At 42.8% G+C, this 25,473-nt stretch carries 26 protein-coding genes; 22 read left to right on the top strand and 4 right to left on the bottom strand.

The window, feature by feature from the left end:
* The first annotated feature begins 84 nt into the window (after window positions 1-84).
* From FGG79_RS03420 to FGG79_RS03435, 4 genes are all read left to right on the top strand, one after another.
* Entirely contained in the window at window positions 85-972 is an 888-nt protein-coding gene (locus tag FGG79_RS03420; RefSeq protein WP_138776345.1) for a peptidylprolyl isomerase, read from the top strand.
* 101 nt (window positions 973-1,073) lie between these two features.
* On the top strand, window positions 1,074-1,934 hold the full coding sequence (locus tag FGG79_RS03425; protein ID WP_138776346.1) for a hypothetical protein: 861 nt from the start codon (window positions 1,074-1,076) through the stop codon (window positions 1,932-1,934).
* Window positions 1,935-2,133: 199 nt separating this feature from the next.
* A complete protein-coding gene (locus tag FGG79_RS03430; RefSeq protein WP_138776347.1) occupies window positions 2,134-2,835 on the top strand; it encodes a response regulator transcription factor in 702 nt (233 codons plus the stop codon).
* Window positions 2,825-4,228 (top strand): sensor histidine kinase, encoded by a 1,404-nt coding sequence (locus FGG79_RS03435; RefSeq protein ID WP_138776348.1) that lies wholly within the window; start codon window positions 2,825-2,827, stop codon window positions 4,226-4,228. The genes FGG79_RS03430 and FGG79_RS03435 overlap by 11 nt, the downstream gene beginning before the upstream one ends.
* Before the next feature lie 205 nt (window positions 4,229-4,433).
* On the opposite strand, the gene FGG79_RS03440 is transcribed toward FGG79_RS03435, so the two are convergent.
* The gene (locus FGG79_RS03440; protein ID WP_138776349.1) at window positions 4,434-4,934 is read right to left on the bottom strand and encodes a GNAT family N-acetyltransferase; all 501 of its coding nucleotides are present in this window, start codon (window positions 4,932-4,934) and stop codon (window positions 4,434-4,436) included.
* A 100-nt stretch (window positions 4,935-5,034) separates the two neighbouring features.
* On the opposite strand from FGG79_RS03440, the gene FGG79_RS03445 reads away from it, so the two are divergent.
* From FGG79_RS03445 to arsC, 3 genes are read left to right on the top strand one after another with little or no spacing between them, the layout of a single operon-like run.
* Window positions 5,035-5,370 carry an ArsR/SmtB family transcription factor gene (locus FGG79_RS03445; protein WP_138776350.1) on the top strand — a complete coding sequence of 112 codons (336 nt, stop codon included), beginning with the start codon at window positions 5,035-5,037 and terminating at the stop codon, window positions 5,368-5,370.
* A 19-nt stretch (window positions 5,371-5,389) separates the two neighbouring features.
* Window positions 5,390-6,679 carry an arsenic transporter gene (locus FGG79_RS03450; RefSeq protein WP_138776351.1) on the top strand — a complete coding sequence of 430 codons (1,290 nt, stop codon included), beginning with the start codon at window positions 5,390-5,392 and terminating at the stop codon, window positions 6,677-6,679.
* Window positions 6,680-6,703: 24 nt separating this feature from the next.
* Window positions 6,704-7,123 (top strand): arsenate reductase (thioredoxin), encoded by a 420-nt coding sequence (gene arsC, locus FGG79_RS03455; protein ID WP_138776352.1) that lies wholly within the window; start codon window positions 6,704-6,706, stop codon window positions 7,121-7,123.
* Between the two features lie 230 nt (window positions 7,124-7,353).
* Here arsC and FGG79_RS03460 read toward each other — a convergent pair whose 3' ends face one another.
* Window positions 7,354-8,547 (bottom strand): YhgE/Pip domain-containing protein, encoded by a 1,194-nt coding sequence (locus tag FGG79_RS03460; protein WP_138777564.1) that lies wholly within the window; start codon window positions 8,545-8,547, stop codon window positions 7,354-7,356.
* A 1,011-nt stretch (window positions 8,548-9,558) separates the two neighbouring features.
* Here FGG79_RS03460 and FGG79_RS03465 point away from each other — a divergent pair.
* The 7 genes from FGG79_RS03465 to FGG79_RS03495 all read left to right on the top strand — a co-directional run bounded on the left by FGG79_RS03465 (window position 9,559) and on the right by FGG79_RS03495 (window position 16,275).
* Complete coding sequence (locus FGG79_RS03465; protein WP_138776353.1) at window positions 9,559-10,410, top strand: ABC transporter permease subunit; 852 nt, start codon at window positions 9,559-9,561, stop codon at window positions 10,408-10,410.
* 1 nt (window position 10,411) lies between these two features.
* A complete protein-coding gene (locus tag FGG79_RS03470) occupies window positions 10,412-11,428 on the top strand; it encodes an ABC transporter permease subunit (protein ID WP_138776354.1) in 1,017 nt (338 codons plus the stop codon).
* Window positions 11,429-11,583: 155 nt separating this feature from the next.
* A complete protein-coding gene (locus FGG79_RS03475) occupies window positions 11,584-11,766 on the top strand; it encodes a hypothetical protein (protein WP_240794190.1) in 183 nt (60 codons plus the stop codon).
* Between the two features lie 502 nt (window positions 11,767-12,268).
* A complete protein-coding gene (locus tag FGG79_RS03480; RefSeq protein WP_138776356.1) occupies window positions 12,269-12,688 on the top strand; it encodes a MarR family winged helix-turn-helix transcriptional regulator in 420 nt (139 codons plus the stop codon).
* 12 nt (window positions 12,689-12,700) lie between these two features.
* Complete coding sequence (locus tag FGG79_RS03485; protein ID WP_138776357.1) at window positions 12,701-13,891, top strand: MFS transporter; 1,191 nt, start codon at window positions 12,701-12,703, stop codon at window positions 13,889-13,891.
* A gap of 331 nt (window positions 13,892-14,222) precedes the next feature.
* A complete protein-coding gene (locus tag FGG79_RS03490; protein WP_138776358.1) occupies window positions 14,223-14,909 on the top strand; it encodes a response regulator transcription factor in 687 nt (228 codons plus the stop codon).
* Complete coding sequence (locus FGG79_RS03495; protein ID WP_138776359.1) at window positions 14,902-16,275, top strand: HAMP domain-containing sensor histidine kinase; 1,374 nt, start codon at window positions 14,902-14,904, stop codon at window positions 16,273-16,275. The genes FGG79_RS03490 and FGG79_RS03495 overlap by 8 nt, the downstream gene beginning before the upstream one ends.
* Before the next feature lie 123 nt (window positions 16,276-16,398).
* On the opposite strand, the gene FGG79_RS03500 is transcribed toward FGG79_RS03495, so the two are convergent.
* Together FGG79_RS03500 and FGG79_RS03505 are read right to left on the bottom strand one after the other, a co-directional pair.
* Window positions 16,399-16,833, bottom strand: coding sequence for a hypothetical protein (locus tag FGG79_RS03500; protein ID WP_138776360.1), 435 nt, complete (start codon window positions 16,831-16,833; stop codon window positions 16,399-16,401).
* A 3-nt stretch (window positions 16,834-16,836) separates the two neighbouring features.
* Complete coding sequence (locus tag FGG79_RS03505; RefSeq protein WP_138776361.1) at window positions 16,837-17,031, bottom strand: helix-turn-helix transcriptional regulator; 195 nt, start codon at window positions 17,029-17,031, stop codon at window positions 16,837-16,839.
* Window positions 17,032-17,372: 341 nt separating this feature from the next.
* Between FGG79_RS03505 and FGG79_RS03510 the strand changes: the two genes are divergently transcribed.
* The 8 genes from FGG79_RS03510 (at window position 17,373) to FGG79_RS03545 (ending at window position 25,440) form a co-directional block, all read left to right on the top strand.
* Window positions 17,373-20,411, top strand: coding sequence for an efflux RND transporter permease subunit (locus FGG79_RS03510; protein ID WP_138776362.1), 3,039 nt, complete (start codon window positions 17,373-17,375; stop codon window positions 20,409-20,411).
* 108 nt (window positions 20,412-20,519) lie between these two features.
* Window positions 20,520-20,825 (top strand): hypothetical protein, encoded by a 306-nt coding sequence (locus tag FGG79_RS03515; RefSeq protein ID WP_138776363.1) that lies wholly within the window; start codon window positions 20,520-20,522, stop codon window positions 20,823-20,825.
* 86 nt (window positions 20,826-20,911) lie between these two features.
* A complete protein-coding gene (locus FGG79_RS03520; protein ID WP_138776364.1) occupies window positions 20,912-21,148 on the top strand; it encodes a hypothetical protein in 237 nt (78 codons plus the stop codon).
* A gap of 135 nt (window positions 21,149-21,283) precedes the next feature.
* Window positions 21,284-21,691, top strand: a complete 408-nt coding sequence (locus FGG79_RS03525; protein ID WP_138776365.1) for a YbaN family protein — start codon at window positions 21,284-21,286, stop codon at window positions 21,689-21,691.
* A gap of 104 nt (window positions 21,692-21,795) precedes the next feature.
* Window positions 21,796-22,611 (top strand): sugar nucleotide-binding protein, encoded by an 816-nt coding sequence (locus FGG79_RS03530; protein WP_138776366.1) that lies wholly within the window; start codon window positions 21,796-21,798, stop codon window positions 22,609-22,611.
* Window positions 22,612-22,827: 216 nt separating this feature from the next.
* Window positions 22,828-23,109, top strand: coding sequence for a hypothetical protein (locus FGG79_RS03535; RefSeq protein WP_138776367.1), 282 nt, complete (start codon window positions 22,828-22,830; stop codon window positions 23,107-23,109).
* Entirely contained in the window at window positions 23,106-24,392 is a 1,287-nt protein-coding gene (locus tag FGG79_RS03540; protein WP_240794235.1) for a phosphodiester glycosidase family protein, read from the top strand. The genes FGG79_RS03535 and FGG79_RS03540 overlap by 4 nt, the downstream gene beginning before the upstream one ends.
* Window positions 24,393-24,888: 496 nt before the next feature.
* A complete protein-coding gene (locus FGG79_RS03545; RefSeq protein WP_138776369.1) occupies window positions 24,889-25,440 on the top strand; it encodes a hypothetical protein in 552 nt (183 codons plus the stop codon).
* Window positions 25,441-25,473: the final 33 nt, after the last annotated feature.

A 25,473-nucleotide genomic window follows, 5' to 3' on the forward strand; every position in this document is an offset into this window, starting at 1 on the left:
ACCAACCAAGGAAATTGTACCTGGCACCAAAAACTACAACTAAAGAGAATACAAATAAATGAACATAAAAAGGAGTACGGGTAAGTGGATAAAAAGAAGCGTTCGATCACATTATGGAGTGTTATAGGAGGGGTTGTCCTCATCGGTTCGCTACTTGCGGTGTTTGGTTTTTCGAAAGATGAAGTAGTGGCGAAAGTAGGCAGTGAGTCTATCAGTAAAGATGACTTGTATACGACGCTTGTGGATCAGTACGGGGATGGCGCCCTGGATACCTTGATCGCCGAGAAGATTGTGAAGCTTGAAAGTGAGAAGAAAGAACTCACGGTCAAGGACAGTGAAATCGAAAAAGAACTGGAATCAATCAAAGACTCTTATGACAGTGATGAGGCATTTAATGAGGCACTGGCTTCGAGCGGTTCAAATCTTGAAAGTGTCAAAGGGAATATCAGATCCTTCTTGTTGACGGAGAAATTGCTCAAGGACAGGATTTCGATTACAGAAGATCAGATAAAGGAATATTTTGAAACCAATAAGGACACGTTTGCTCAACAAGAACAGATAGAGGCAAGTCATATTCTTGTTGATGATGAAAAAACGGCACAGGAAGTGAAGAAAAAGATTGATGATGGAGGAGATTTTGCCGAGCTTGCGAAAGAGTACTCCTCTGATACGTCGAATGCCGAGTCAGGCGGGGAGCTTGGTTATTTTGGTAAAGGAGAAATGGTGACGGAGTTTGATGATAAGGCATTTGCGATGAAAAAGGGCGAAATTAGTGATCCGGTTAAAACGGAATTTGGCTACCATATTATCAAGGTGACGGACAAGAAAGAAGCGAAAGAGGCCGTTCTTTCCGATCATAAAGATGAAATCAAAGACATCTTGTTTGATCAGGTCCTTCAAACGGAGTATGGAACGTGGCTCCAGGAAAAGAAAGAGGACTATAAAATCGAAAAATTATTGAAAGATTCATAAATCGGCCTTGATTTGTTCATAAAATGGTCATGTTTTCTGGAAATAATGACAGTGCAGCCGCCGGATTGGGTGGCTGCCACATAAAAAAGGAGGAAATAAAAATGAATAAGAAAAGAACGCTAACCTATGTACTGACAGGTGTACTAACAGTAGGAATCCTCGGGGCTCTTCCAGCGTTTGCTGCTGAAGAGGATGCAGGAAAAACAAATGATTCGGCGGTTGTAAGCGGAAAGTCGGAGCCGGTATTTGGGGATCATCGAGGCGGGCATAGAAACTTCCATCTGAGTGAGGAACAGGTGAAGGAGAAAGCCAAAGAACTTGGAATCGACACTACCGATAAGGATTCAAGAGAACTCGCCAAAGAAATCATGGATGCTGAACTTGAAAAAAGAGCGAAGACATTAGGGATTAATACAGAAGGAAAAGATCATCGTGCCATCATGGAAGAAATCCGCCAGGTGGAACTGAACAATAAAGCGAAGGAACTGGGGATTGCTACTGAAGGAAAAGAGCGGGAGGAATTGGCACAAGAAGTCAGGGAAACCCTGGTAAAACAACAAGCGAAAGAATTTGGAATCAAAACTGATGGAAAGAAACTGGATGCACTTACGGATGAAGTCAGAGAAGCTGCCCTTCTGAAACAGGCAAAGGATCTTGGAATTGAGACAGAAGGAAAAGATCATCATAAATTGCAGCAGGAGGTATTCCAAGCATCCATCCTGAAGGCCGCCAAAGAGCTGGGAGTTAAAACAGAAGGCAAAACGCCTGAAGAACTGATGGAAGAAATTATGATTGATCATGCTGATGAAGCGAAAAAACTGGATTTCTTCCCTTTCAATAAGGAAAAGGGCTTATTTTTCCATAAGGGTGGGAAGGGGCTGCATGGTACACACGGAAAAGGACCTCACCATTCTGAGCAAAGTGATCAACGTTTGAACGATTCTCAAAGTGAATCATTATAGGAACGGAAATCCCCGCCATGGTGTGGGGGTTTTTCAGTTGAAGGAAATTAATAGAAGGAATTGGTCAAAACGATTATAATTTAGATAGAAAGTAATTGGGAAGGGGAGTCAAGGTTCAGTACCTTGCATAAATTCCAAGGCGGTGCCAGGGTACCTGTCTCCGCGGCTGTTTTAGAGAAATCGGAAAGGAGTAATGTTTATGGACGTTTTGGTCGTTGAAGATAACAAGAGTGTTACATCCATGCTTGAGATGTTTTTTATAAAAGAGGGGATTGACGGCGAATTTGTCCACGACGGGTCTGAAGGATACCGGCGTTATAGGGAAAAGGATTGGGATCTTGTCATCCTGGACTGGATGCTGCCGGGGATGGACGGTGTCACCATTTGTAAGAAAATCAGGGAGAGTGGATCCAAGGTCCCAGTCATCATGCTGACGGCGAAAGACAGTGAATCCGATCAGGTGCTCGGTCTTGAACTCGGAGCCGATGATTATGTGACCAAGCCCTTCTCTCCCCTTGCCCTGATGGCGAGGATCCGTGCGGTATCGCGGAGGTATCAAGGGGAGAAAGCCAGTGCGCCTGGAACTCGAGATGTCTCAACGTCTGATTTCCAAATCAGTAAGGAAACACGTGAAGTCTTTCTGAAAGGGGCTCCACTTACGAATCTGACACCAAAGGAATTCGAATTGCTCTATTATCTTTCACAGCACCCTCGCCATGTGTTTTCGAGGGAACAGCTTCTTGAACGCGTATGGGGGTATGATTTCTACGGGGATGAGCGGACGGTTGATGTTCATATCAAACGGCTGCGCAACAAAATTGGCAGTAAGGACAAGCCGTACCTGCATACAGTGTGGGGAGTAGGGTACAAATTCGATGAGGCGGCAGGAGATGAAATTTAGATATCTTTATCAGCTTCTTCTCAGCCATACAAGCGTCCTCATCATTGCTTTCTTGATCCTCGGCCTCCTATTTTCCCAGTATGTCGAAAATCTTGTTTACGAAAATAAGGTCACGGAACTAAGAACATATGGGGAGAAAATATTATCGGACCTTGAAAGACCAAGCCCTAGAAAGCCCCTCTATCTGGAGGAATACAGCAACTTGCTTCATGCACGGAACATCGATGTGATCACCTTCAACCGCCAAGGGGAAGTATCTTTCTCAAGAGGAGGGGGGTACCCGCGGATAGAGCTCTCTAAAGAAGAGTGGCAAAAAATCGAAAGCGGAGAAACCGTTCCTCTCAAAAAAGATTTCGGACGATTTAACCAGGCTGTATCTCTTGTCATTATGCCCCGGGTCATCAATGATCAGCTGACCGGTGGACTGATCTTGATTTCTCCGATCAGCGGCTCGAGGGAAATGCTGAGTGAGATCAATCATTATCTTCTTTACATCGCACTCCTTGCAATGGCGATCTCACTGTTGGTCAGCTGGTTCCTATCAAAGCATCATGTCAAACGGATTCAGCGGATCAGGGACGCTACTTCTCGGGTGTCATCGGGTGATTATGACGTCCACGTCCCGAGCTCTAATTTCGATGAAATTGGGGATCTTGCCGAAGACTTTAATGAAATGGTCACTAAACTCCAGGCTTCCAAAGAGGAAATTGACACACTGGAAAATCGGAGACGGCAATTCATGGCGGATGTGTCCCACGAACTGAGAACGCCGCTGACTACGATTCGGGGAGTCATCGAGGGTATCCGGAACGACATGATTCCAGAAGAACAGAAAGAGAAAAGCTTCGGTCTCGTAAGCCAAGAAACAAAGCGGCTCATCCGGCTTGTGAACGAAAATCTAGATTATGAAAAAATCCGTTCCAACCAGGTCGTCCTCTCGAAAGTGACCCTGCCACTTCTGGATATGTTCGAAGTTATCAAGGAACAGCTTGATTTCCAGGCTGAAGAAAAAGGAAATGAAATCAAGATAATTGCAGATTCGAATGTTTTGATACACGCCGACTATGATCGCCTCATCCAAATATTGATTAACATCACGAAAAACAGTATACAATTCACTACCGGGGGAACGATCACGTTATTCGGCACTTCTTCAGGGAACGAGACCGTCATCGAAATTGAAGACACAGGAATTGGCATGGATCCCCAGGAGATTAAGTCGATTTGGCGCCGTTTTTACAAAGCGGACCTGTCCCGTACCAATAACCCATACGGTGAATTCGGCATCGGACTCTCCATCGTGAAGCAATTAGTACTTATGCATGAAGGGACGATTGATGTTTTCAGTGAAAAAAGGAAGGGCACGAGGTTTGTTATCCGGCTGCCGCTTTGAGGGATTTCCAACGAGGAGCTTCAATCATCATACTATAAGCGAAATGCCGCGTGGACACTAACCCATGCGGCGTTCTTATCTGTAATATATCTAGAAGAAATACTCGTCGTAGTGACTATACACAAGGACCTTTCACAATCCGACGCCTACCACTTGTTCACTGTATTCATGTAAACTCGAAAGCCGGGGCTCAGTCCCCGGCTTTTTATCCTACGCCGACCCTTTTACTTCTCCTCTCCAACAAAACCGTATCTCGCCACACGCCATCCATTTTCCCGATTTTCTCACGGTGACCAATGGTTCGAAATCCATGTTTCTCATGCAGTTTGATGCTTACACGGTTTTCCGGGAATATCCCCGATTGAAGAGTCCAATATCCATGTCGTTCACTTGCTTCAATTAAGGCATCGAGGAGGAGGCTTCCGATTCCTCTGCCCGTATGCCGGGATGAAACGTACACACTCACTTCTGCTACCCCAGTGTATACACATCTGCTGGAGACAGGACTCATGGCAGCCCATCCCAATATTGAATCTTCTGAACGCATAACAATCCGCCCTGCTTGAATATGATTGGCGTCCCACACTTCCCAGGAAGGGACGTCTTTTTGAAAGGTTGCATTCCCCGTTGCGATTCCCTCCCGATAGATTTCGGCTACTTGATTCCAGTCAGCCGGTTTTATCTCATCTATGTATTCCTTTTTCATATCAACACTCCTTTCTCCTTAGAATAATACAGAAACGTCTTGCAATCTATATATAAGTGAACTATTATATAAGCATACATTAATATATGGAGGTGACGAAGTGACGATAGAAATAGACAAATCTGCAACCATTCTAAAGTTATTAGGGGATAAAACCCGCTTAACCATGGTAAAGATACTAGATACGAATGATTGTTGTGTGTGTGAATTCGTGGAAATCTTTCAAACAAGTCAGCCTGCCATTAGTCAACACGTTCGTAAATTAAAGGATGTGGGGATCGTGAGGGAGAAGCGCCGTGGTCAATGGATCATTTATTCTCTTAACCGGGATAGTGAAGCTTATCCAATGATTCAAAGCCTTCTTAACCACCTTCCAAACCAGGACTCCAAATTGACGGAGTTGGAGGAACAGGGCTTACGCATTTCTTGTGATTAATAGGAGGTAAAAAGGAATTATGACTATATTAGCATCTGTGATTTTTCTCATCACCCTTGTGTTCGTTATTTGGCAGCCAAAAGGGCTTTCCATCGGCTGGTCAGCGATCGGCGGGGCTGTTCTTGCCCTTGTGGCAGGGGTTGTCGATTTCCACGATGTGGTGGATGTAACAGGCATCGTGTGGAACGCGACTTTAGCATTTATTGCGATTATTATTATTTCTCTCATCCTTGATGAGATTGGATTTTTTGAATGGGCTGCCCTGCATATGGCCAAGGCGGCAAAAGGAAGTGGCGTGCGGATGTTCGTCTACGTTTCACTGCTTGGAGCGGTTGTCGCTGCTCTATTTGCCAACGACGGGGCAGCGCTTATTCTGACGCCAATCGTTCTTGCGATGGTACGGAACCTGAACTTCAGTGAGAAGCTCGTCTTTCCGTTTATAATTGCGAGTGGGTTTATCGCGGATACCACGTCCCTTCCGTTAGTAGTCAGTAACTTGGTGAACATCGTATCTGCAGACTTCTTCAGAATCGGTTTTGTTGAGTTTGCCTCCCGGATGATTGTGCCGAATCTCTTTTCCCTAGGGGCAAGTATTTTGGTGCTGTATCTGTTCTTCCGGAAGAGTATTCCCAAGAAATATGACGTTTCACAATTGAAGAAGCCTGTTGAAGCAATCCGAGATCAGAAGATGTTCCGCCTCTCATGGGTGGTTCTTTCGATCTTGCTGGTAGGTTATTTTGCCAGTGAATTCATTGGTCTTCCGGTTTCTATTATTGCAGGGATTGTGTCCATCTTCTTTTTGGCTATGGCTAGAAGAAGTGGAGCTGTTAATACGAAAGCCGTCATTAAAGGGGCTCCTTGGGCCATCGTGTTCTTCTCCATTGGAATGTATGTTGTTGTATATGGTTTACGGAATGTAGGGCTTACGAATGTGTTAGCCGATGTCATTCAAGTGACGGCTGATCAAGGGTTGTTTGCTGCTACTGTCGGTATGGGATTTATCGCGGCGATTCTATCATCCATTATGAACAATATGCCGACGGTCATGATCGATGCCTTGGCAATTGCCAGTACCGATACGACGGGTGTCACGCGCGAAGCCCTCATCTATGCTAACGTCATAGGATCGGATCTAGGACCAAAGATCACCCCGATCGGATCACTGGCGACATTATTATGGCTCCACGTCCTTTCATTAAAAGGTGTGAAAATCTCCTGGGGTACGTATTTTAAAACTGGCATCATTTTGACCATCCCAACCCTTTTCATTACACTGGTGGGGCTATATATATGGTTATTAATCATCTAACAAACATTAAAGGAGAGATTCAACATGTCAAAGAAAACCATCTACTTCCTATGTACAGGAAATTCATGCCGAAGCCAAATGGCGGAAGGTTGGGCGAAACAACACTTAGGTGAAGAGTGGAATGTATACAGTGCAGGAATCGAAGCACACGGCTTAAATCCAAACGCAGTCAAAGCGATGAACGAAGTCGATATTGATATCACGAACCAAACATCGGATATCATCGATCCAGAGATTTTAAATAGCGCAGACCTAGTTGTGACACTATGCGGGGATGCAGCAGATAAATGTCCGATGACACCCCCTCATGTGAAACGTGTACATTGGGGATTTGATGATCCTGCGAAGGCAGAAGGAACCGATGAAGAAAAATGGGCATTTTTCCAACGTGTACGTGACGAAGTGGGGGAAAGAATCCACCGTTTTGCTGAGACCGGTGAATAAAAAAGCATTACCGAGAGAGAGGTCTCTTGGGAAGGATGTATAGAATTTCTCGATATACAGTAAATGCAGCTGCCTTTATGCAGCTGCATTTTTTGAATCGATTAAACGTTGTGGGTTTAACCCGGATATGGGTGAGATGGTCTTAATCGTTAGAACAAAGTAAAGACCCGTTGTTTTTTAAAAATTAGGATTTATTAGAATCTATTTTATAAGTCATGGCCATTTTTACTTTATCCTTCTACATTAGCTTGTGGTTTTGTTTCTTCAATAGCATGGGGCTTTAATGAAGTAGCCAGTATCACCACCATACTCCCCAATCCAATCCAAACAAGCGTCGACACAGGAGAACTCCAAGTTAAACCTTTTCCGAAGAAGAATAATTCACGTAATCCTTGTACCATGAATTTCATTGGCAGCCATGAATAAAACCAATCACGATAAAACGATGACATCATCTCAGGTGCCATCGCAAGGAGTGGTGCTCCAAAGAATAGCATTAAGACGAAAAGTGGCATTCCCTTAATTCCGATAAGAGAAAGGATGCTTGAAATCATAAGATAAAAACTGAAGGATGTAATACTCAGGAATAACGCGGTATCCGTTACATCGGGAATTTTGAATCCAATCAGTCCATCTGCTATCCATGTTAAGCCAAATCCGATTACTAGAGCTACTACCGCCCCAATCAGGATTTGAAAAAACTTTGCAGTAAGCTTTTCTTTACGGCTCGCAACAGATAATTTGCTGACAGCGAGATAGATGATCGCTGCACTAGCCATGCTTCCCATCCACAGTGGCTGGAACAGGGAAACAGGGGCATTTCCGTTTGCACTATGTGTTCCGATTTCATTAACGTTCTTCACGTTTTTCGTAATCGGTGTCACTAGGCTTGAGACCTGTTTCGGCGCCAATGTGGTACCTTGCTTCTCAAGTCCTTCAAGGAGCTGCTCGCGAACACTGTTGTTCATATTATCGACGACACCATTCAAGATTTGCCCAGAAGCAGTTGCGGCCATCGTATTCATCCCTTGATTAATGAAGATTTCCACTTCAGCAGAAGATGGGTCCGGCGTCCATAAAGAAGCTTGCTTCGCACTGAAATCTTTCGGAAAGACGAGAGCTGCATAGTACTCTTGATTGTCTAATCCTTTTTGTACGGCTTCTGTACTATTCACTTCAATCCATTTTACGGCAGCCTCTTCATCCGATGTTGGTTTGGACATTGATTGGATCTTTTCAACAAGTGTCTGACCCATATTCATCTTTGGTTGATCAGGAATCTGTACTCCCTCGTCTTCGTTTACAATCGCAATCGGCAAATTTTTCGGTTGAGGCTGAACCGATGGGAACAAGGTTAGGGAAAAAATGAAGATAATTGCCAATGCAATGAGAGGGGATGCAAGTACCAGTTTGTTTTTGAATATATTCATGTCTTTGAACCTCCATTTAAGAAAAATATATGAAAGTGAGTAATCACTCACAAATAATATTACTTGTTTTTTCCAGAAAGTCAACAATAAAGTGAGTGATCACTTACCTCTTAATTGTATGTGAATAGGTTAGGTGTCTAGTCCCGTAAATGACCGGTGAAGGGGTATTTGTATGATAAAAACTATTTACAGGTTGGCATGATTATTAATATTCTCGCACGTTAAAATGAAATCCCCCACGAATAATCTGAAACCCGCAAGATAATTCGAAATCTGGCATTATAAAGCTGCAATCGGCTTGATTATATGTTGAGACGACAGAAGTGAAGGTCATAAAGAGGCATCGAATGATGTGTTGACTGAACATAAAGTATGGAATGACACTATTGAATAGATTTCTCAAATGGAGCGTGTTGTGTCCATCATCTACACTGAAAAAATGATTACTTGTGCTTAATTGACAGAATTTTCAAATCTGGTATATTGGTAATTGTTAGGAATACGTCTTTACATCCAAAGGGGACAAGATAAGGAGAGATGGGTAACCAGACAGAGGATGGTTCTATGGTTGAGAGTGATTTTTTATTAATAGACCAGAAGTTTGATAGAGAAAGCTGATGAAATGACTGGAAAAATCGTGATTTTTTTAAAAAAAGGGAAATTTTTTCTCTTTTCGTTTATTTCGCACGATCCAGGAGGGACCTATAATGAGAGGATTCACAAATATGTACCGGTTTCATTCCTTTATGAGCTGCCATTCAAATATATGAGCCAGTTTCAGACTTTATAAGCCGGATTCCAAATATATGAGCCACTTTGGTGTGTTTATGAGCCGTTTGTCGAAATAATGCAGGACCTTGACACGAGGAATGGATGTGTACATAAGACTTATCTACTTTCAATCATAATAGGAAAGAAACCGTTTAGCTAGTCGATGGTTACTAGTCAAAAAAATCCAGTTTGTATATCATTTGAAAAAGCCGATTAATAGGAGAGTGATGAAGTGTGAAATTTGTAATCCGAGTGTTAGCCATCATTTTATGCATCCTTTCTTTAGGAGCCTTCATCAGCCTCTTCCAAAAAGGAATCCATCTCAGCTTCTCATCTTTCTGGCAAAACTTCATCCACCTAGTATTTACTCTTACACACCCTGCCTCGATGACCTTCCAGACCGAGTCGTTCATGCATGATGCTAAGTATGATGTATTTCCCGATTTCTTCGGTTATTACTTTTATACGTTGACGATTTTGTTTCTAGGCTTTCTCTTATCATTAGGGTTCGCGATCCTTTGGATTCTGATTACGTTTCAGCTTTCTTTGAAGAAGAGGCTGCTATTGATCCGTTGCTCTACAATTCTGGAGTCGGTCCCCGATGTCTTTGTCATTGTCCTAGCGCAGCTTTTCTTCGTTTTTTTGTTTAAAAAAACCGGGATTTTAGTCTTCGAAGTGGTAGGTGGGTCGGAACGGCCCTTTGCCCTTCCACTTCTCACGTATAGTATCCTGCCAACGATCTTTCTCTACCGGACGTTGATGTTGATCTTTGAGGATGAATTGATGAAGCCGTATGTGGAGTTAGCAACGGGGAAGGGATTGACGGGCTTTCAGATATTAATGAGACATGTGTTCCGCAATAGCTTGGTTAGTTTGATCAACCATTCCAAGATGATCATTTCGTTCATGCTCTCCAATCTGATTATGCTTGAAATCCTATTTAATACATACGGACTTACCTGGTTTGTTATTAATCATCCTACGTACGAAATTGCAACCATGAGTGTCCTTTTGATTTTTATCCCGTTTTATCTGCTGGAGGAAGTGGTCAAGAAGCTGAAAACGAAGTATGTAGGAGGGGAATAGAATGATCCGTGTTTTGAGAAATAAGTCCTTTATGGCCGGCTTTTTATTCATCTTTCTAACACTCATGGGAAGCTTGATGTATGGATGGTACTTCGACAATCATGTCCCGGTAGCCGACCTTCGCTTTACAGGGGATGGGGTGAAGAGCCCGCCCTATTCCCCGTGGGAGTATCCTCCTTTCGGGACCAACAACCTGGCAGAAAGCCTGTTTCATATCCTCCTCATCGGAGCAAAGTATACCCTTGGCGTCGCCTTTCTGGTTGCGACTTTACGCTTTGTGGTCTCTTCTGTATGGGGAACGTTGTCCGAGCTCTATGTTCCTAAGCTGAATCAATGGAGCCGACCGTTTCTTGAGGCATTCTACTACTATCCGGTCACCCTCATTGCCTATTTAATGCTGTATTGGGTGTTGTTTGCCGACGGTCAGTTTAACGGGGGTGACAGTGAGTTCACATATGGTTTTGGAGCAAGGGTTATCATCGAAGTCATGGTTCTAACATTAGCTGCCGTTCCGATCACCTCACTGACGATTTCCAAAGAGGTGAATCAAATCCTTCGAAAAGAGTTCATGGAAAGTGTTCATATCCTAGGAGGGAACCGCAGGCATATTCTTTTGAAACACATCCTGCCTTTTTTGAAACCCCAGCTCGTAATCATCTTTCTGCGGGAGATGATCCAGGTGCTGATTCTTCTTGCTCACCTGGGTATCCTCGGCATCTTCTTTGGAGGAGGGGCCATGAAAGAAGATCTCTTTAAAAATGTTGTCTTCGTCTCCCTTTCCAATGAGTGGTCGGGGATTATCGGTAATAACTTCCGGTTTTTATTTACAACTTATTGGTGGATTGCGATCTGTCCGATCTTTTTACTAACATTGACTGTCTTGGCTTTCAAGTTGATGTTGGAGGGGTATCAGGACTTGCAAGGGGTGTCTGCTAAAAGGGGTCAGGTAGAAGGACCGGAAGAAGAACCGCTTGGGGAAGAGGAACGCTTTGAGCGGGTGAGGAGATCAATAAGGTGAGTCCAGAAGAAAAATCGTCTCGGTGTGGCATATACGAATGATAAGACTGATAAGACGTTTTATTTATCGTACAATGAGAGGTAGTATTACGGAGAGCAAGTGATCTTTCAGATTGCTGGCTTTATGAAAGAAGACTATAGGAGTTACTGATTACAATGATGAAAAGATACAAATTAAAAATAGATTTCCGAGGAATCCAAAAGGGGTCCCACTTCTATTTGATTGCAGAATCTGAGTATATTGGCATCAAGGAGTATATTCTACGAACGACAGATTTATCCACAAGGCTGGTCATCTCAGAAAGGGAAATGGAGAATTATTTTTTCCTTTTGAAATGAAAAAAAGGCTCCTTTCGCAATTGATGTTTTCTCGCCGTGTATGGTAGTGGATTAATCCTCCATACTTAGAAAGTTGATTGTAGCGGAAGGTGAGCACCTGCAGCAGAAATCAACTAGCACTCGCTACCTTCAATAGCAACAAAGTTTACAAAAAGAGCCTAAAAAAAAAGACCGGTAATCAGTTGGAAAGAAAAACCTCGTATTACCTCCTGATGTAAGTATAAGCATCGGGAAATAGTTCATCATCCCTTACAATACATGTCTAAATTTCCAATATTCTGGCGATCCTATATCTCATGAAGCCCTTCTCGTAATGTAGCTCTGATCTGGCACGTCCAGGTTAACCTACGAATGTACGAGGAAGGGCTTCTTTTGTGATTTTTTTCGTAAATTCCCGCTGTCCAATCTCCTCACTCGACAATCAGGGAAGCCAACTGTTAGAATATAATAGTTACTCAAGCTAACTATTATCAAAGATAACTATATATAAAGGAGGAAAATAATGAAGCCGGCACAGGAATTTTTTCAGGAGCTGATCAGGCTCTACAGGCCATTTGAGAATCAATTGAACGTCCAACTGAGCGGGCACGGGCTGCACCGTGCTCAGTGGACGATCCTCTATAATCTTTACCACAACGGTCCTGCATCCAGTGTGGAAATCTCACATTATCAAAGCGTCGAGAAGCCGACCATTACGAGAACGGTTCATCAGCTGGAGGAAGCAGGTTATATCGAGCGGATTCCGGGAAAGGATCGTCGGGAAAAGCGGATACAGTTGACGAAATTGGGGGTCGAGGTCTACGAAGATGTACGGAAAACCATCGACCGTTTTGAGCAGGGCATCATGGAAGGAATCAGTGAAGAGAAGCAGATCGAAATGATTGAACTGATGAAACAGATCAAAGGAAATATGAAAGGATAAGGAGTTTTACAGATGAGTCAGACAGAATCAAAGCTTTGGACAAAGGACTTTACCCTCATGTCCATCGCCAACTTTTTCATTTATTTAATCTTTTATTTATTGCTCGTCACCATGGCGGTGTATGCCGTGGATGAATTCGGGGCATCGGAGAGTCAGGCGGGACTTGTGACCGGCATCTTCATCATCGGGACCTTAATTGGTCGGTTGTTCCTTGGCCGTATGATCACGACCATTGGAAATAAGAAAATGCTGTTTGTCGGTATGCTTGCGTTCATTGCTACTTCTTGCCTCTATTTCGTGGAGAGTGGTATCAGTTTCTTGCTGCTCACCCGTTTCCTTCACGGGGTGGCACTCGGTATGGTCAGTACGGCTACAGGTACAATCGTAGCGGAAATCATCCCAGGGAGCCGGAAAGGGGAAGGAATCGGTTACTACAGTATGAGCATCACGCTCGCAACAGCTGTAGGTCCATTCTTTGGAATCTTCCTAAGTCAGCATGCAAGTTTCAAGACAATCTTTGCCTTCTGTCTTGCCCTTGGTGTCATGAGCTATGTGATCACTTTGTTTGTCAAGATTCCGGTTGTCAAGAAAGCGGCTAAGGAATCGGAAAAACAACGTCTAAGGCTATCAAGCTTCATCGAGCCCAAGGCGCTTCCGATTGCGCTTGTCGTGCTACTCGTTTCTCTTGCTTACTCAAGTGTTTTATCGTTCATAAATTTTTATGCAATCGATATCGACCTTGTTGAAGCTGCTAGTCTGTTCTTTGTCGTCTATGCCGTGGCAATTCTAGTATCACGCCCATTTACGGGACGGCTCATGGATGCGAAAGGTGCCAAGGCCGTCATGCTTCCCGCATTTGTGCTGTTTGCAGTCGGCTTGTTTCTATTAAGTGCAGCAGGGAATACGATGGTGCTATTGCTATCGGGTGTTTTGATCGGTCTCGGTTTCGGAAACATGCAATCTGTCACACAGGCGATTGCCGTGAAGAGCGTTCCACCGGAGCGTGTCGGGCTCGCAACCTCAACCTATTATATTTCACTGGATGCCGGTCTCGGGTTTGGACCTTATGCCCTCGGCTTCCTGATCCCGCTCTCGGGCTACCGTTCACTGTATATGATGATGGGAATCCTGGTTGCTGCGACACTTGTCATTTATTATGTTCAGGAAAGAAAACAATCCTGCGCAGTCTTTGCGCATGAATAGCCTTCAAAGAGGAGCCTGGCCGTATGGTCCGGCTCCTTTTTTTGGAGGGACGGACCTCCAATATGTGTGCTTACTCCGATATTCCACCACTCAGCAAGTATGACACTTCATAATTTCACGAAATTGATCTGAAATTGGCTAGTTAGCGGTGAAGACAGGCAAGCTGGTTCCTGCTAGTGTCTGTGGCCATAGGGCTGTCACCAGGTTTAATCCATTCACAAAGCTTGCTATAATACATGTATCAGTATATGGAAAATCAGAAAAACAATGTAAACGATACATACTAATAAAGGACTCTTACAAGAGAGCCCGCAGATAAGAGGTAGATGACATGTCACTCATAACCATCCTAATCGTCGATGACGATCCCCATATCAGAGAATTGATTAATCTTTATTTAACCATGGAAGGATACAACGTTCTGCAAGCGAATGATGGGGTAGAGGCGATGGAACTGGTCCAGGAGAAAGATATTCACTTAGTCATCGTCGATATCATGATGCCGAAGAAAGATGGCTGGGACCTATGCCGGGAAATTCGAGAAGACTATGACCTGCCCATCATTATGGTGACGGCTAAGGGTGAAAGTGAAGACAAGGTGAAGGGGTTCGAGCTTGGCACGGACGATTATATTGTGAAGCCGTTTGAGGCAAAAGAGTTTATCATGCGGGTTAAGGCACTGCTTCGTCGTAATAAAGTCCACACAGTGAAACGACTTTCGATCGGAAACCTTAAGATTGACAGTAAAAGCCTCGAGGTTCTTGCAGGAGATGAGCGTATTGACTTTCCATTAAAAGAATTTCAGATTCTGTTTAAGCTCGCATCCAATCCTGGTCTCGTCTTCTCCAGAGATCAGTTGATTGATGAAATATGGGGTATGGACTTTGAAGGAAATGAACGGACCGTTGATTCTCATATAAAAAAGATCAGAAAAAAGTTAGAAGGGAAACAATCAAATGTTTCTATTACGACTATTCGTGGACTCGGTTATCGGTTAGGGGTTGAACAAGATGTTTAATACTCTCTATTCCAAAATGGTGTTTACGTTTCTCGGGGTCGTGTTCATTAGTGTGACTGTGTCCTTCTTTATCACCTATAATATTTATGAAGAACGGGTCACTGCTGAAATTGAGGAAGAATTGATGGTTGCTGGTAAAGGAATCATCGAATTATCTAAAGTAATGGAACCGGAAAGCGTCGAGGACTATTTAGAGAGAGTTTCCTCTATTCGCTATAATATTGCACTTTATTCAGAAGGTGGAGAGGCAAGGTTCTATGGGAAAGCAGACCATGAGAAGTATGCCAGCCGGGATGAGATTGAAAAGGTGCTTGCCGGAGGGATTCACCACATCACAAATGAGGATCAAAGATTCTTTAATTATGCGTCAGTAGGGATTCCTTTTGAAGCAAATGGAAAGAAGTATGCTCTCTTTTTAAAGCCTGGACTCGTCGGGAAGCTCGATTTTGTTAAGAAAATCTTGAGGACGGTTTTAATCAGCGTATTGATCATCGGAAGTGTCCTGTATCTATTCGTAGCCCTTTATTTCGCTCGTCCCATCAAGAAATTAACGGCTTTCACCTCGAACGTAGCGAAAGGGAACTTTAGTGAACAGGTTTCAGTGAGAAGAAAAGATGAAATTGGCGAGCTTGCGGAGGGCTTTAACATCATGAACAAGGAATTGCAAAGCTTAGAGAACATGAGAAGAGAGTTCATTTCTAATGTATCCCACGATCTGCAGTCCCCTTTGATGTCCATAAAGGGATTTGCCAAAGCCTTAAAGGATCATCCCTTTCCTAAGGAACAGCAGGATCATTACTTAAGCATCATACAAACCGAGAGTGAGCGACTTGGGAGACTAAGTGAAAACCTGTTACAGCTATCGGTTCTTGAGAGCAAAGAAAATCCGGTGAATAAAGATTGCTATCGCCTGGACCAGCAGATCCGTCAAGTGTTCCTCAGTCATCAACCCCAGTGGCTGGAAAAAGAGATTGACATCGATTTGGAAGATGTAACACCAGTAGAATTGTCAGCAGACAAAGGCCAATTGGAACAAGTATGGCATAACCTTCTGACAAACAGTATTAAATTCACGGGTCAAAATGGAGAAATAAAGGTTTCACTTAAAGAGCGGAAAACGCAGGTTGTCGTCGCTTTCTCTGATACAGGAATGGGGATACCAGGAGATGATATCCCACACATCTTTGATCGCTTCTTCATGGTGGATCGGGCAAGAGAAAGCTCGAAACAGGGGAGCGGACTGGGTTTATCCATTGTCAAAAAAATCATCGATGGTCACCATGGTGACGTAACTGTTACCAGTTCTGTCAAGGGTACCACCTTTACGATTACTCTTCCAAAATGCATGGATTCACTAAGCGAGTAGACGGTTGTTTTGGAGAAAACCTAAATAGCACACTAAAAAGCTCAGAGTTCATTAATGTCTCTGAGCTTTACCTATTGTCTCAATTAAATCAATCATTAGTATATAGTGATGAAACACGAAAGGTCAGGACTCTTTAACGATATGACGAAACATGAATGGAGCGAATAGAGAGAAAAGGAAGATACTCAACGCGGTCCACCACCCGATTGAATGGAAAACATCTTCAGGTACCATAAATGTGTACCCCAAGTAGGTTAAGAACAATAATCCTTGAAGCATCTTCAATGTTTTCGCATCGGCTTCATTCTTCTGGGATACCAGCCTTTCATCCATCTCGGATATCATTATGTTTGGGTCCTTCTTGATTTTCATAAGTTTAAGGAAAGAAGCTATTGCTGCACTAAACGGGATGAGTGACAGGGCTAATAAGGCTTTGTTATTAATTAAAGAAATATCCATTGTTTCGAAAATGGCCCAGGTTATAAAAAGGGCTACGCTAGCAAGTAAGCATATTAGAATGGTTAATTTGGCTTCCTTCATGATTTTAGTTATACTCATTTTTCATTCCTCCCAGAATAAATCGTCTAACGTTTTATTTAATGCTTTACATATTGTCGTGCATAATTTAAGACTCGGATTATAGTTTCCAGCTTCGATTAGATTAATGGTTTGCCTGGTGACTCCGACAATACCTGCTAATTGTTCTTGAGATACGTCGGCTTCAACCCGGGCGATCTTCATCTTTTTATTTTTCAAAAAAATTCATCTCCTCCCTTTAGTATAGTATGTTGAACAGTAGAATATGTCATTTATATATTACATTTTGTAATGTATTATGGAGCCCTTTTTTCGATCGTACCTATTTTTAATAATGTTTATTCCTTACACTTCAACTGACATTTGTATTTATATCGCTTTTAATCAATAGCCTTATTGACTCGTTCCTTTAAATGCGAGATGGATGGTTTCCCCTTGTGGGCTGAACTACTTCTGAATTAATTCCACGCATTATAAAGTGGAGGCAGATTTAATACTTTGGTCATATTGAGGTCACATTACTCCTATACGATGGCTCATATCGAAGAGGAGAGATTAGCATGAAAAAAATAGTGGATTTTAGCTTAAAGAAAAACGTAGCCATTATCGTTTTGGCTTTATTGGTGGTGGCAGCTGGGCTTGTGTCAACCCAATCCATCAAGGTAGAAACCTACCCAGATGTCGATTCTCCGACCCTCATGATTCAAGGGGTCTATCCGAATCACTCATCGGAAGAAATTGAAAAGACCGTGACCACACCGGTAGAAGAAGCGATTGAAGGGATCAAACCGTATGACTCCTTAACAAGTACTTCAAGAGAAAATGGTTTCATGATCCAGGTGACATATGAATTCGGCGAAGATATGGATGAAATCGAAACCAGCATCCAGTCTTCGATCGAGAAGGTCAATCCGCCGGATGATGTCGACTTTACGTATAAACGAATCTCTGCCAGTGCCAAGCCGATCTATAAAATAGCCCTGTCAGGTGAGAATTTAAGTGAGTTACAGAAAGATATAAATAAAGAATTACTTCCATCCTTAAGTAATGTAACCGGCGTAAGTGAGGTCAATCTTTCAGGGACAACTGATACAAAGTTGTTCGTTGAAGTGAATAAAGAAAAAAGCCAGCAATATGGGTTGACCGCATCAGATATTGCGAATTCCTTGGAGAAAGAGAATGTTGTTCTCCCTGCAGGCACGCTAAAGAACGGTGGAGATGAAATCCCTGTCAGTCTCGAAGGACATGTAGAGTCGATTGATGAATTGAAGAAGGTTCAAATCCCTATCCCTGCAACCGCTAAATCACCATCATCTCAATCGGTACAGCCCATGGATTCAATTGCATTAGCGGAAATCGCAGAAGTGAAAAAGGTGGATGAAGCGAATGGCATTACCCGCTTTAATGGTGAGCCCGCCATTATCGTGGATGTGCTGAAAACTCAAGAAGCGAATACAGCCGAAGTGGTGGAATCGCTAAGAACAGAGTTGAACCACTTTAACAAGACGTTCAACTATGATTCCTATACGATCATCGACCAGGGAAACGAAGTTGAGAAGTCGGTGGACTCCCTGCTTAAAGAAGGAGGGTTCGGAGCTCTCTTCACAGTCGCGATCATTCTGTTATTCTTACGGAATGCTCGAGCCACTCTTATTGCCATTCTATCCCTGCCTCTGTCCATATTAGGTACGATTTCGGTATTGGATTATCTGGGATATTCGCTCAACATCATGACCCTTGGCGGTATGGCAGTGGCCATAGGTCGAATCGTAGATGACAGCATCGTCGTCATTGAAAACATCTATAAATGGCTTCAAAAAAATGAAACATATACGAAACGTGAAATCATTTTAAATGCTACGAAAGAAGTGATCGGTGCCGTTACCTCTTCAACCATTGCAACGGTTGTGGTGTTTTTGCCCCTTGCCTTTGTTGGCGGGATTGTGGGAGAGTTCTTTAGACCGTTCTCGATTGCAGTCGTCACGTCAATCATTCTTTCATTACTCGTCGCTTTCTTGGTTATCCCTGTGTTGAGTTTCGCCTTCTTAAAGAAAGGAAAGCATGAGGAGAAAACAGGGTGGCTGGCAATAGGGTACAACCGGATATTAAGGAAGTCACTCTCCCATAAATGGGTGGTGATCGCTGTTTCCATCCTCATGCTCGCAGGGGCCATAGCCATGGTGCCAGGGATCAACAAGTCATTCCTGCCAAGCGGCCCGGCCAATGCGCTCGAAATGGAAGTAGAAATTCCCGTCACGACTCCATTGTCTGAAACAGACAAACTTTCGAAGGAGATCGAGACAGCGCTCATGAAGAACGAACAAGTCGAGTACGTTCAGGGAGCAGTTGGGATGGAAAATAACACCAGCCCGTTAAAGATGAAGAGTCCTGGTGATAACAAAGCTTCTTTCTACGTCAAATTGTCAGAAGGTGAGACTGTTCTCGAACAGGGAGATCAACTTGAGGAGGCAGTTTCAAAGCTTGTCAATGAGAAATATGGAGGAGGTACAATTCGATTACAAGAGATCCAGCAGGAAGGGCCTCCATCTGGTAAAACCATCGATATCACCCTTTATGGAGAGAATTCGGATCACCTAAAAGAAGCGGCGGATAAAGTAGAGAGCGTGATGAAGCAAAACGAACAATTGAGCAACATCTCAAATACTGCCTCTCAAGAGCAAAAAAAGATTATCTTGGAATTAAAAGATGAAGCCAAGGAGCAGGGCATGACGCAACAGGCTGTCTACAAACAGGTTCAAGAGCAGATGAATACACATCCTGTAGAGGGTCTGGATGTAGATGCCGAAGTATGGGTCTCCTATGATCACCTAGTAGCGACGAAGGAAGAATTGGAAACAGTCGAGATTGTAACTCCTCGGGGCATTCAACCCTTAGGTGACATCGCTGTAATCAACGAACAGGAAATACCGGCAACCATTGAGCATAAAGATACAAAGGCGGCCTACACATTGTCTGCAGAAAGCGAAGGAGAAGATGTTGGCAGTGTAACAGACGGAGTCGAGAAAGACATGGCTGCCCTGAGTTTACCGAGTGATATTAAATGGAAAGTAGGCGGTGGTCAAGAAATGATGACAGAGGGCTTCCGGGACTTGGGACAGGCGATGATGATTGCCGTAGGACTCGTGTTCTTAACCTTAACGATCACATACGGTGGAATTATCACACCAATGGTGATTCTATCCTCTATCATCTTTGTCCCGATTGGTTCACTAGGAGCGCTTATGCTGACGGGTGAAACACTATCCATGAGCAGCATGATCGGAATGCTGATGCTGATCGGGATTGTGGTGACAAATGCTGTCGTAATGCTTGACCGAGTCGAAAGCAACAGAAGAGAAGGGGTGCAACTGGAAGCGGCTTTGGTAGAAGCCTGTAACGCCCGTTTCCGCCCGATTTTAATGACGGCGCTTGCCACCATTCTGGCCCTGTTGCCATTAGCTTTATCTCAGTCATCATCAGGGGTCATTTCCAAAGGGTTGGCCATCACGGTGATCGGAGGTTTAACAACCAGTACCTTGTTGACATTGGTATTTATTCCGGTGCTTTATCGTTTACTGGGTAGATGGAGAAAGCTCTAAGATAGGAGAAGGTGGTGCGAAGACCTGACATTCGCATCGCCTTTTCTGTTCCAAACAATAATCAGTTGATTTTTCGAAAGTAGCCTGAAATTATGAGGAGTGGAGAAAGTGAAAAAGTGGATGGTCCTATCTATTGTCAGTATCGTCGCGTTATCTGGAATCATGTTTGTGACAAAACCTTCTCAAGACCAATATACTGCATGGTTAAAGGAACACATAACCGAACGGATGGAGGGTCAGTCTTCTATGATAACAGTGGGGATCTCATTATTCGGTGAGCAAATGATTGAAAACCATACAGAAGTAAAGGATTACCTTGTTTTTAATACATTTGAAACTGATTTTAGAGGAAAAGAACTAAAGTTTGTAGGCGTCTTTCATACATTTATTCCTTTGTCATTAGGAGGATTGTAAGGGACTGAGATGGTAAAGGTTGTGGGAATTGTCATGTAAACCTCTATTCTTTCATATCCTTAGAATAGGAAAGGGGTTGTACCCATATGAGTAAATGGATCATCGTGGCAATAATCGTCCTTATCGTGTTGGTTTCTCATTACCTCATGAATAAATACAAGCAACAGGCGGTTCAGGTCATAACATTAGAAAGTTTTTTACAAGAGTCGACAATTGATGAAAACGCGTGGCAGAAGAAAGGAGTCATTGATGTGAACAAGAATCATGTTGACGGAGAAGATCACGGAGATGGTGATGATGACGGGGACGATGGTGGTGACTAAAAAATCTGATTATGCCATTTCAAAGGGAAGATTCACTCACTTGACATTAATCTCCTAAACAACCTGGAAGACCTATCTGCTATATTTGTAGTACAATTAAGGAAAGAAATATGGCGATGGTAGGGGAAGTCAATCATGACATTAAAAAAGTTGAAAAGTATCCTGTTTATGCTGCTTGGTTTCATATTCATGGTCTTCGGGATTGCAGGTATCGTACTTCCGGTTCTGCCGGGGGGACCGTTTTTCCTATTATCCCTTTACTTCTTTGCCAAGAGTTCCAAGCGGATGGAAGCCTGGTTTAAAAGCACAAAGATCTATGAGAAATATGTAGTAGCCTTTCTTGAAAAGAAAGGGATGACAAGGAAAGAGAAAATCAGAATCAACGTGACAGCTGATTTCTTTATTCTGCTTTCGATCCTATATGTGGATATTCTTTTCGTTCGGATCATCTTAATCGGACTTGCTCTGTATAAACATTATTATTTCATCAAGAAAATCAAGACGATTCAGCCGGAGTCGTATGCAGTGGAGAAAAGCCAGTAATCATATGTATTACTGGCTTGATTAATGTTGAAAGATGTTACTGGTTTCAAGCTAACACACAAAATGGAATGTAGGGCGTGCTTACTCTATGGGGGGATGAAAACATGAGGAAGTTGTTGATTATTGGTGCGAGTGGATTAGTAGGCAAAGCGTTATGGGAAGAGTGCAAAGATCAGTTTGATGTATATGGGACATATTCATCCAGACCAATGGATCTCCCTAAAGACAAACAGTATCAATTAGAGATGAGCGAAATTGGGGAGGTTACAGACATCATCCAATCGATCGGACCCGATGCCATCGTTTCATGTGTAAGGGGAGACTTCGATCAACAGCTCGAATTTCATAAAAAGCTTGCTTTGGAAGTAGCAAACACCAACTGCTCGGTCTATTATGTTTCGACTGCTAACGTTTTTGATGGTGACTTCACTAAGCATCATACAGAAATAGATACACCGAACGCCTCATCACCTTATGGACAGTTTAAAATTGCCTGTGAAACACTCCTTCAACAAGCATTATTAGATCGTGCCGTTATCATTAGGATTCCGCAAATTTGGGGAAGACAATCTCCAAGATTAGATTCTATTAAACTAGGAATCGAAAAGAACCAAATCGAGGTATACAGAAATTTAGAATGTAACCATCTATCTGATATACTCCTAGCAAGGCAGCTGAAATACATTATCACCAATCAACTCAAGGGGATTTTTCATCTTGGTGGGGTGGATATGATGCCTCATGATCGCTTTATTCAAGAACTAGTGATGAATTTTTCTGACAAAGAAATTACCTTTACATATCAATTACTTCAACAACATCCGGAAACGTATTATTTTGGATTAAAGAGCGTTAGAAACGAACTACCAAAGAGTCTATTGAAGACGAATACAAGCATGATAGAAGATCTCGTGAATTAAATATATTGCGCTAATGAGAATTCCTTACTCTCAGATTTAATAGAAGAATGGCTGTCGGGGAGTGAAGTCAGAATGGATAGACTTATATGGCTTCTTAAAAGGAAGTAAATACTATCTGAAGAAAGTTTACTAAATTGTTATACCCATGCAACGTTTTGTTATTAATTTTCCTCTAGTATAGTGGTGCATGAAAAAAATGTTTGGAGGTTTTAGACCATGTACCGCTCTTTACTAAAGACTGTCATTGTATCGGCATTATCACTTTCTACTGTTCTTACAATTGGAGTACAGCATCAAGATGCAAAGGCAGCAAATCCTCAAGAGACACTTTCAATTGGTAAGCTACATTTACCTGAATCACGAAGTACACAACAATTAACCAGGGGAGTTACACACACAGAGATTACTAGAGGGTATGCTTCAGATCAATCATTTTATACGGTGGATGTAGCTTTTGGGACACAGAGGAACAAGCCAAAACACTTATTCATGAACTGAAGAAAAAAGGATACAAAGCAAAACTTCATAAAGTTAAGAATAGACACTCGCAATTTACAGATGTAAAGAAGAAAAAAATCGGATATGTGGTCCGTACAGGGGAATTCAAAGAAGAGAAATCAGCAAATGATTTTGCTGATCATCTGAAAACTCAAGGATTTGAGAAAGCGAGATCCACTTTTTCGGAATATGATGGAACAATAAAATCAACGGGACCATGGCAAATTGATGTTCTTGAGATTGATCCTGAAGAATTTCAAGGTGAGCTGACGAATTCACTGGCAAAAGATAAAATTACAGGTCGCGAAACCGTATCTTCTATGGCTAATCGGAATCAAGCATTGGTCGGGATAAATGGAGGCTACTTTGTCGTAGGGTCAGGTGATGGGGTTCCTGGTGATCCGGCGGGGATTTCTGTAGTAAATGGACAATTAATAAGCGAAGCGATTGGAGATCGTACAAGCCTTATTCTCTCCAGTAACAATGCAGAGATCACAAATACCTCCACTTCATTAAAAGTCGAAACTAAAAGTGGCGAAAGCTCGGTGATTGATGGTATCAACCGGAAACCTGGATTGATCCGTAGCTGCGGTGGGGTAGAGGACAAGGAAACCAATCTACCAAAGCATGATGTGACATGTACTGATCCTGACGAAATCATCGAATATAACGCCTATTTCGGTGATACTACTCCTAAAGGAAACGGGTTCGAGGTCTTACTTGATGAAAAAGGGGAAATTATTGAAACATACTCCGAGCGAGGGCACAGAATCCCTGCGAACGGCAGTGTGCTTTCAGCGACAGGAGACCAGGCAGATTGGCTGAAAAATAACATTTCAGCAGCTGGGACGTTGTCGATTACCAGAACAGTAACAGCTGATGGAAAGCAGGTTAAGAATTTAGCTAATTTAGATATCATTGGCGGAGCACCTCAACTCCTTGACGAAGGAAAGGTAGAAATTCAGGCAAAAGAAGAGGGATTTGCATGGAGCAATGACTTCTATTATCATTTTGCACAATATCGTCATCCCAGATCATTTGCAGGCATAAAAGAAAACGGACATATTTTATTCATCACTGTAGAGGGGCGTAACCCTGAACAGAGCATTGGTGTCAGCTTCTTTGAAAGTGCCCAAATCCTTCAGTCTCTTGGAGCGGTAAAAGGAATGAACCTTGACGGTGGAGGCTCATCGGCGATGGTCGTTAATGACAAACTTGTAAACCAACCGTCAGACGATACTGGTGAACGACCCGTATCAGATGGCATTCTTATCTTGAAATAATTATATAGGGATAAATAATGATCAACAAAAAGAGGCTGTGACAAAAGTCTTCAAGGCAAGGGGAAATCCACAGCGGTGTTTCAAGACTAAATACTTTTTACTGTATCGTTTGGCCATCTGGTCCATGCGTTTCATTTACAGTTTGGACAGTAGTTAACGAATTCCCAAGTGAATCCAGGCGTTTTGCAGAAGAATCTGAACTTAAAAGCACCTATGAATAGTTTGCATTTTCGTCTTAAACTATGAAGTCGATTAATGGAAGGTCGATTTCTGATAGTCAAAACAATGTTATCTTGAATAATAATAACTTTGTATAAAGGATTTTTCATCTTGTCATAAGAGGATCAACGTTTATTCGGTTGCCAGCCCGCCTTTTTTGCCACTAGACATCCCATTGTAGCTGATAGGCTGCTAGAAATTTTTTTACTATCAGACGTCTGTCCCTTTCAAATCTACTAAACTTGCATAAAGATAGTAGTAGAAGGGAGGGATAGTTATGTTAAAAAACAACATGATGTACTTTGATTCAGCAGGCAAAATGGTAGATAAACTTGATATCCAACGGGAAAGCTGCAACCGTACCCTAGAGTACTGCGCAACTGCAATTGTTCCGGATGGATATACTTTCAAGTTTACGTCATTCGATTCCTTCGCGGCTTGCTCTGATTTGAGTGAGCTTGTTTGTATGCTTGAAGAGCAGGAGGCAGAAGGGACAGTTGAGAACCCATGCGGCGGCACGTTGAAGTGTCCTGTTGCGATCGATGCCGTTCGTCTGATTGGGACTGCTAGATTTCATATAAATATAGGAGACTTAACACCGATTGAAGGGGGACTTCAAATTGGTCAACTGCCATGTACCCTTGCAAGTGATGTCTCCGTGCCGGTCAACCAAGTGATCCAAACGATTTGCAAATCAGAATATTGTCAAGGAACTTGTTTTGATTCAGTTGGTGCATTCGCATTTGCTCCACAAGTCATCATAGATGCTTGCGGACGACAGATTGTGACCATACGAGGCGGATTGTTCCTGCGCTTTATCGGGTGTTGATTAGGAGAAAATGAAAACGGGAGCCATTTCGGT

The organism is Bacillus sp. BHET2 (genome assembly GCF_005938125.1).
Taxonomy (GTDB): domain Bacteria; phylum Bacillota; class Bacilli; order Bacillales; family Bacillaceae_B; genus Rossellomorea.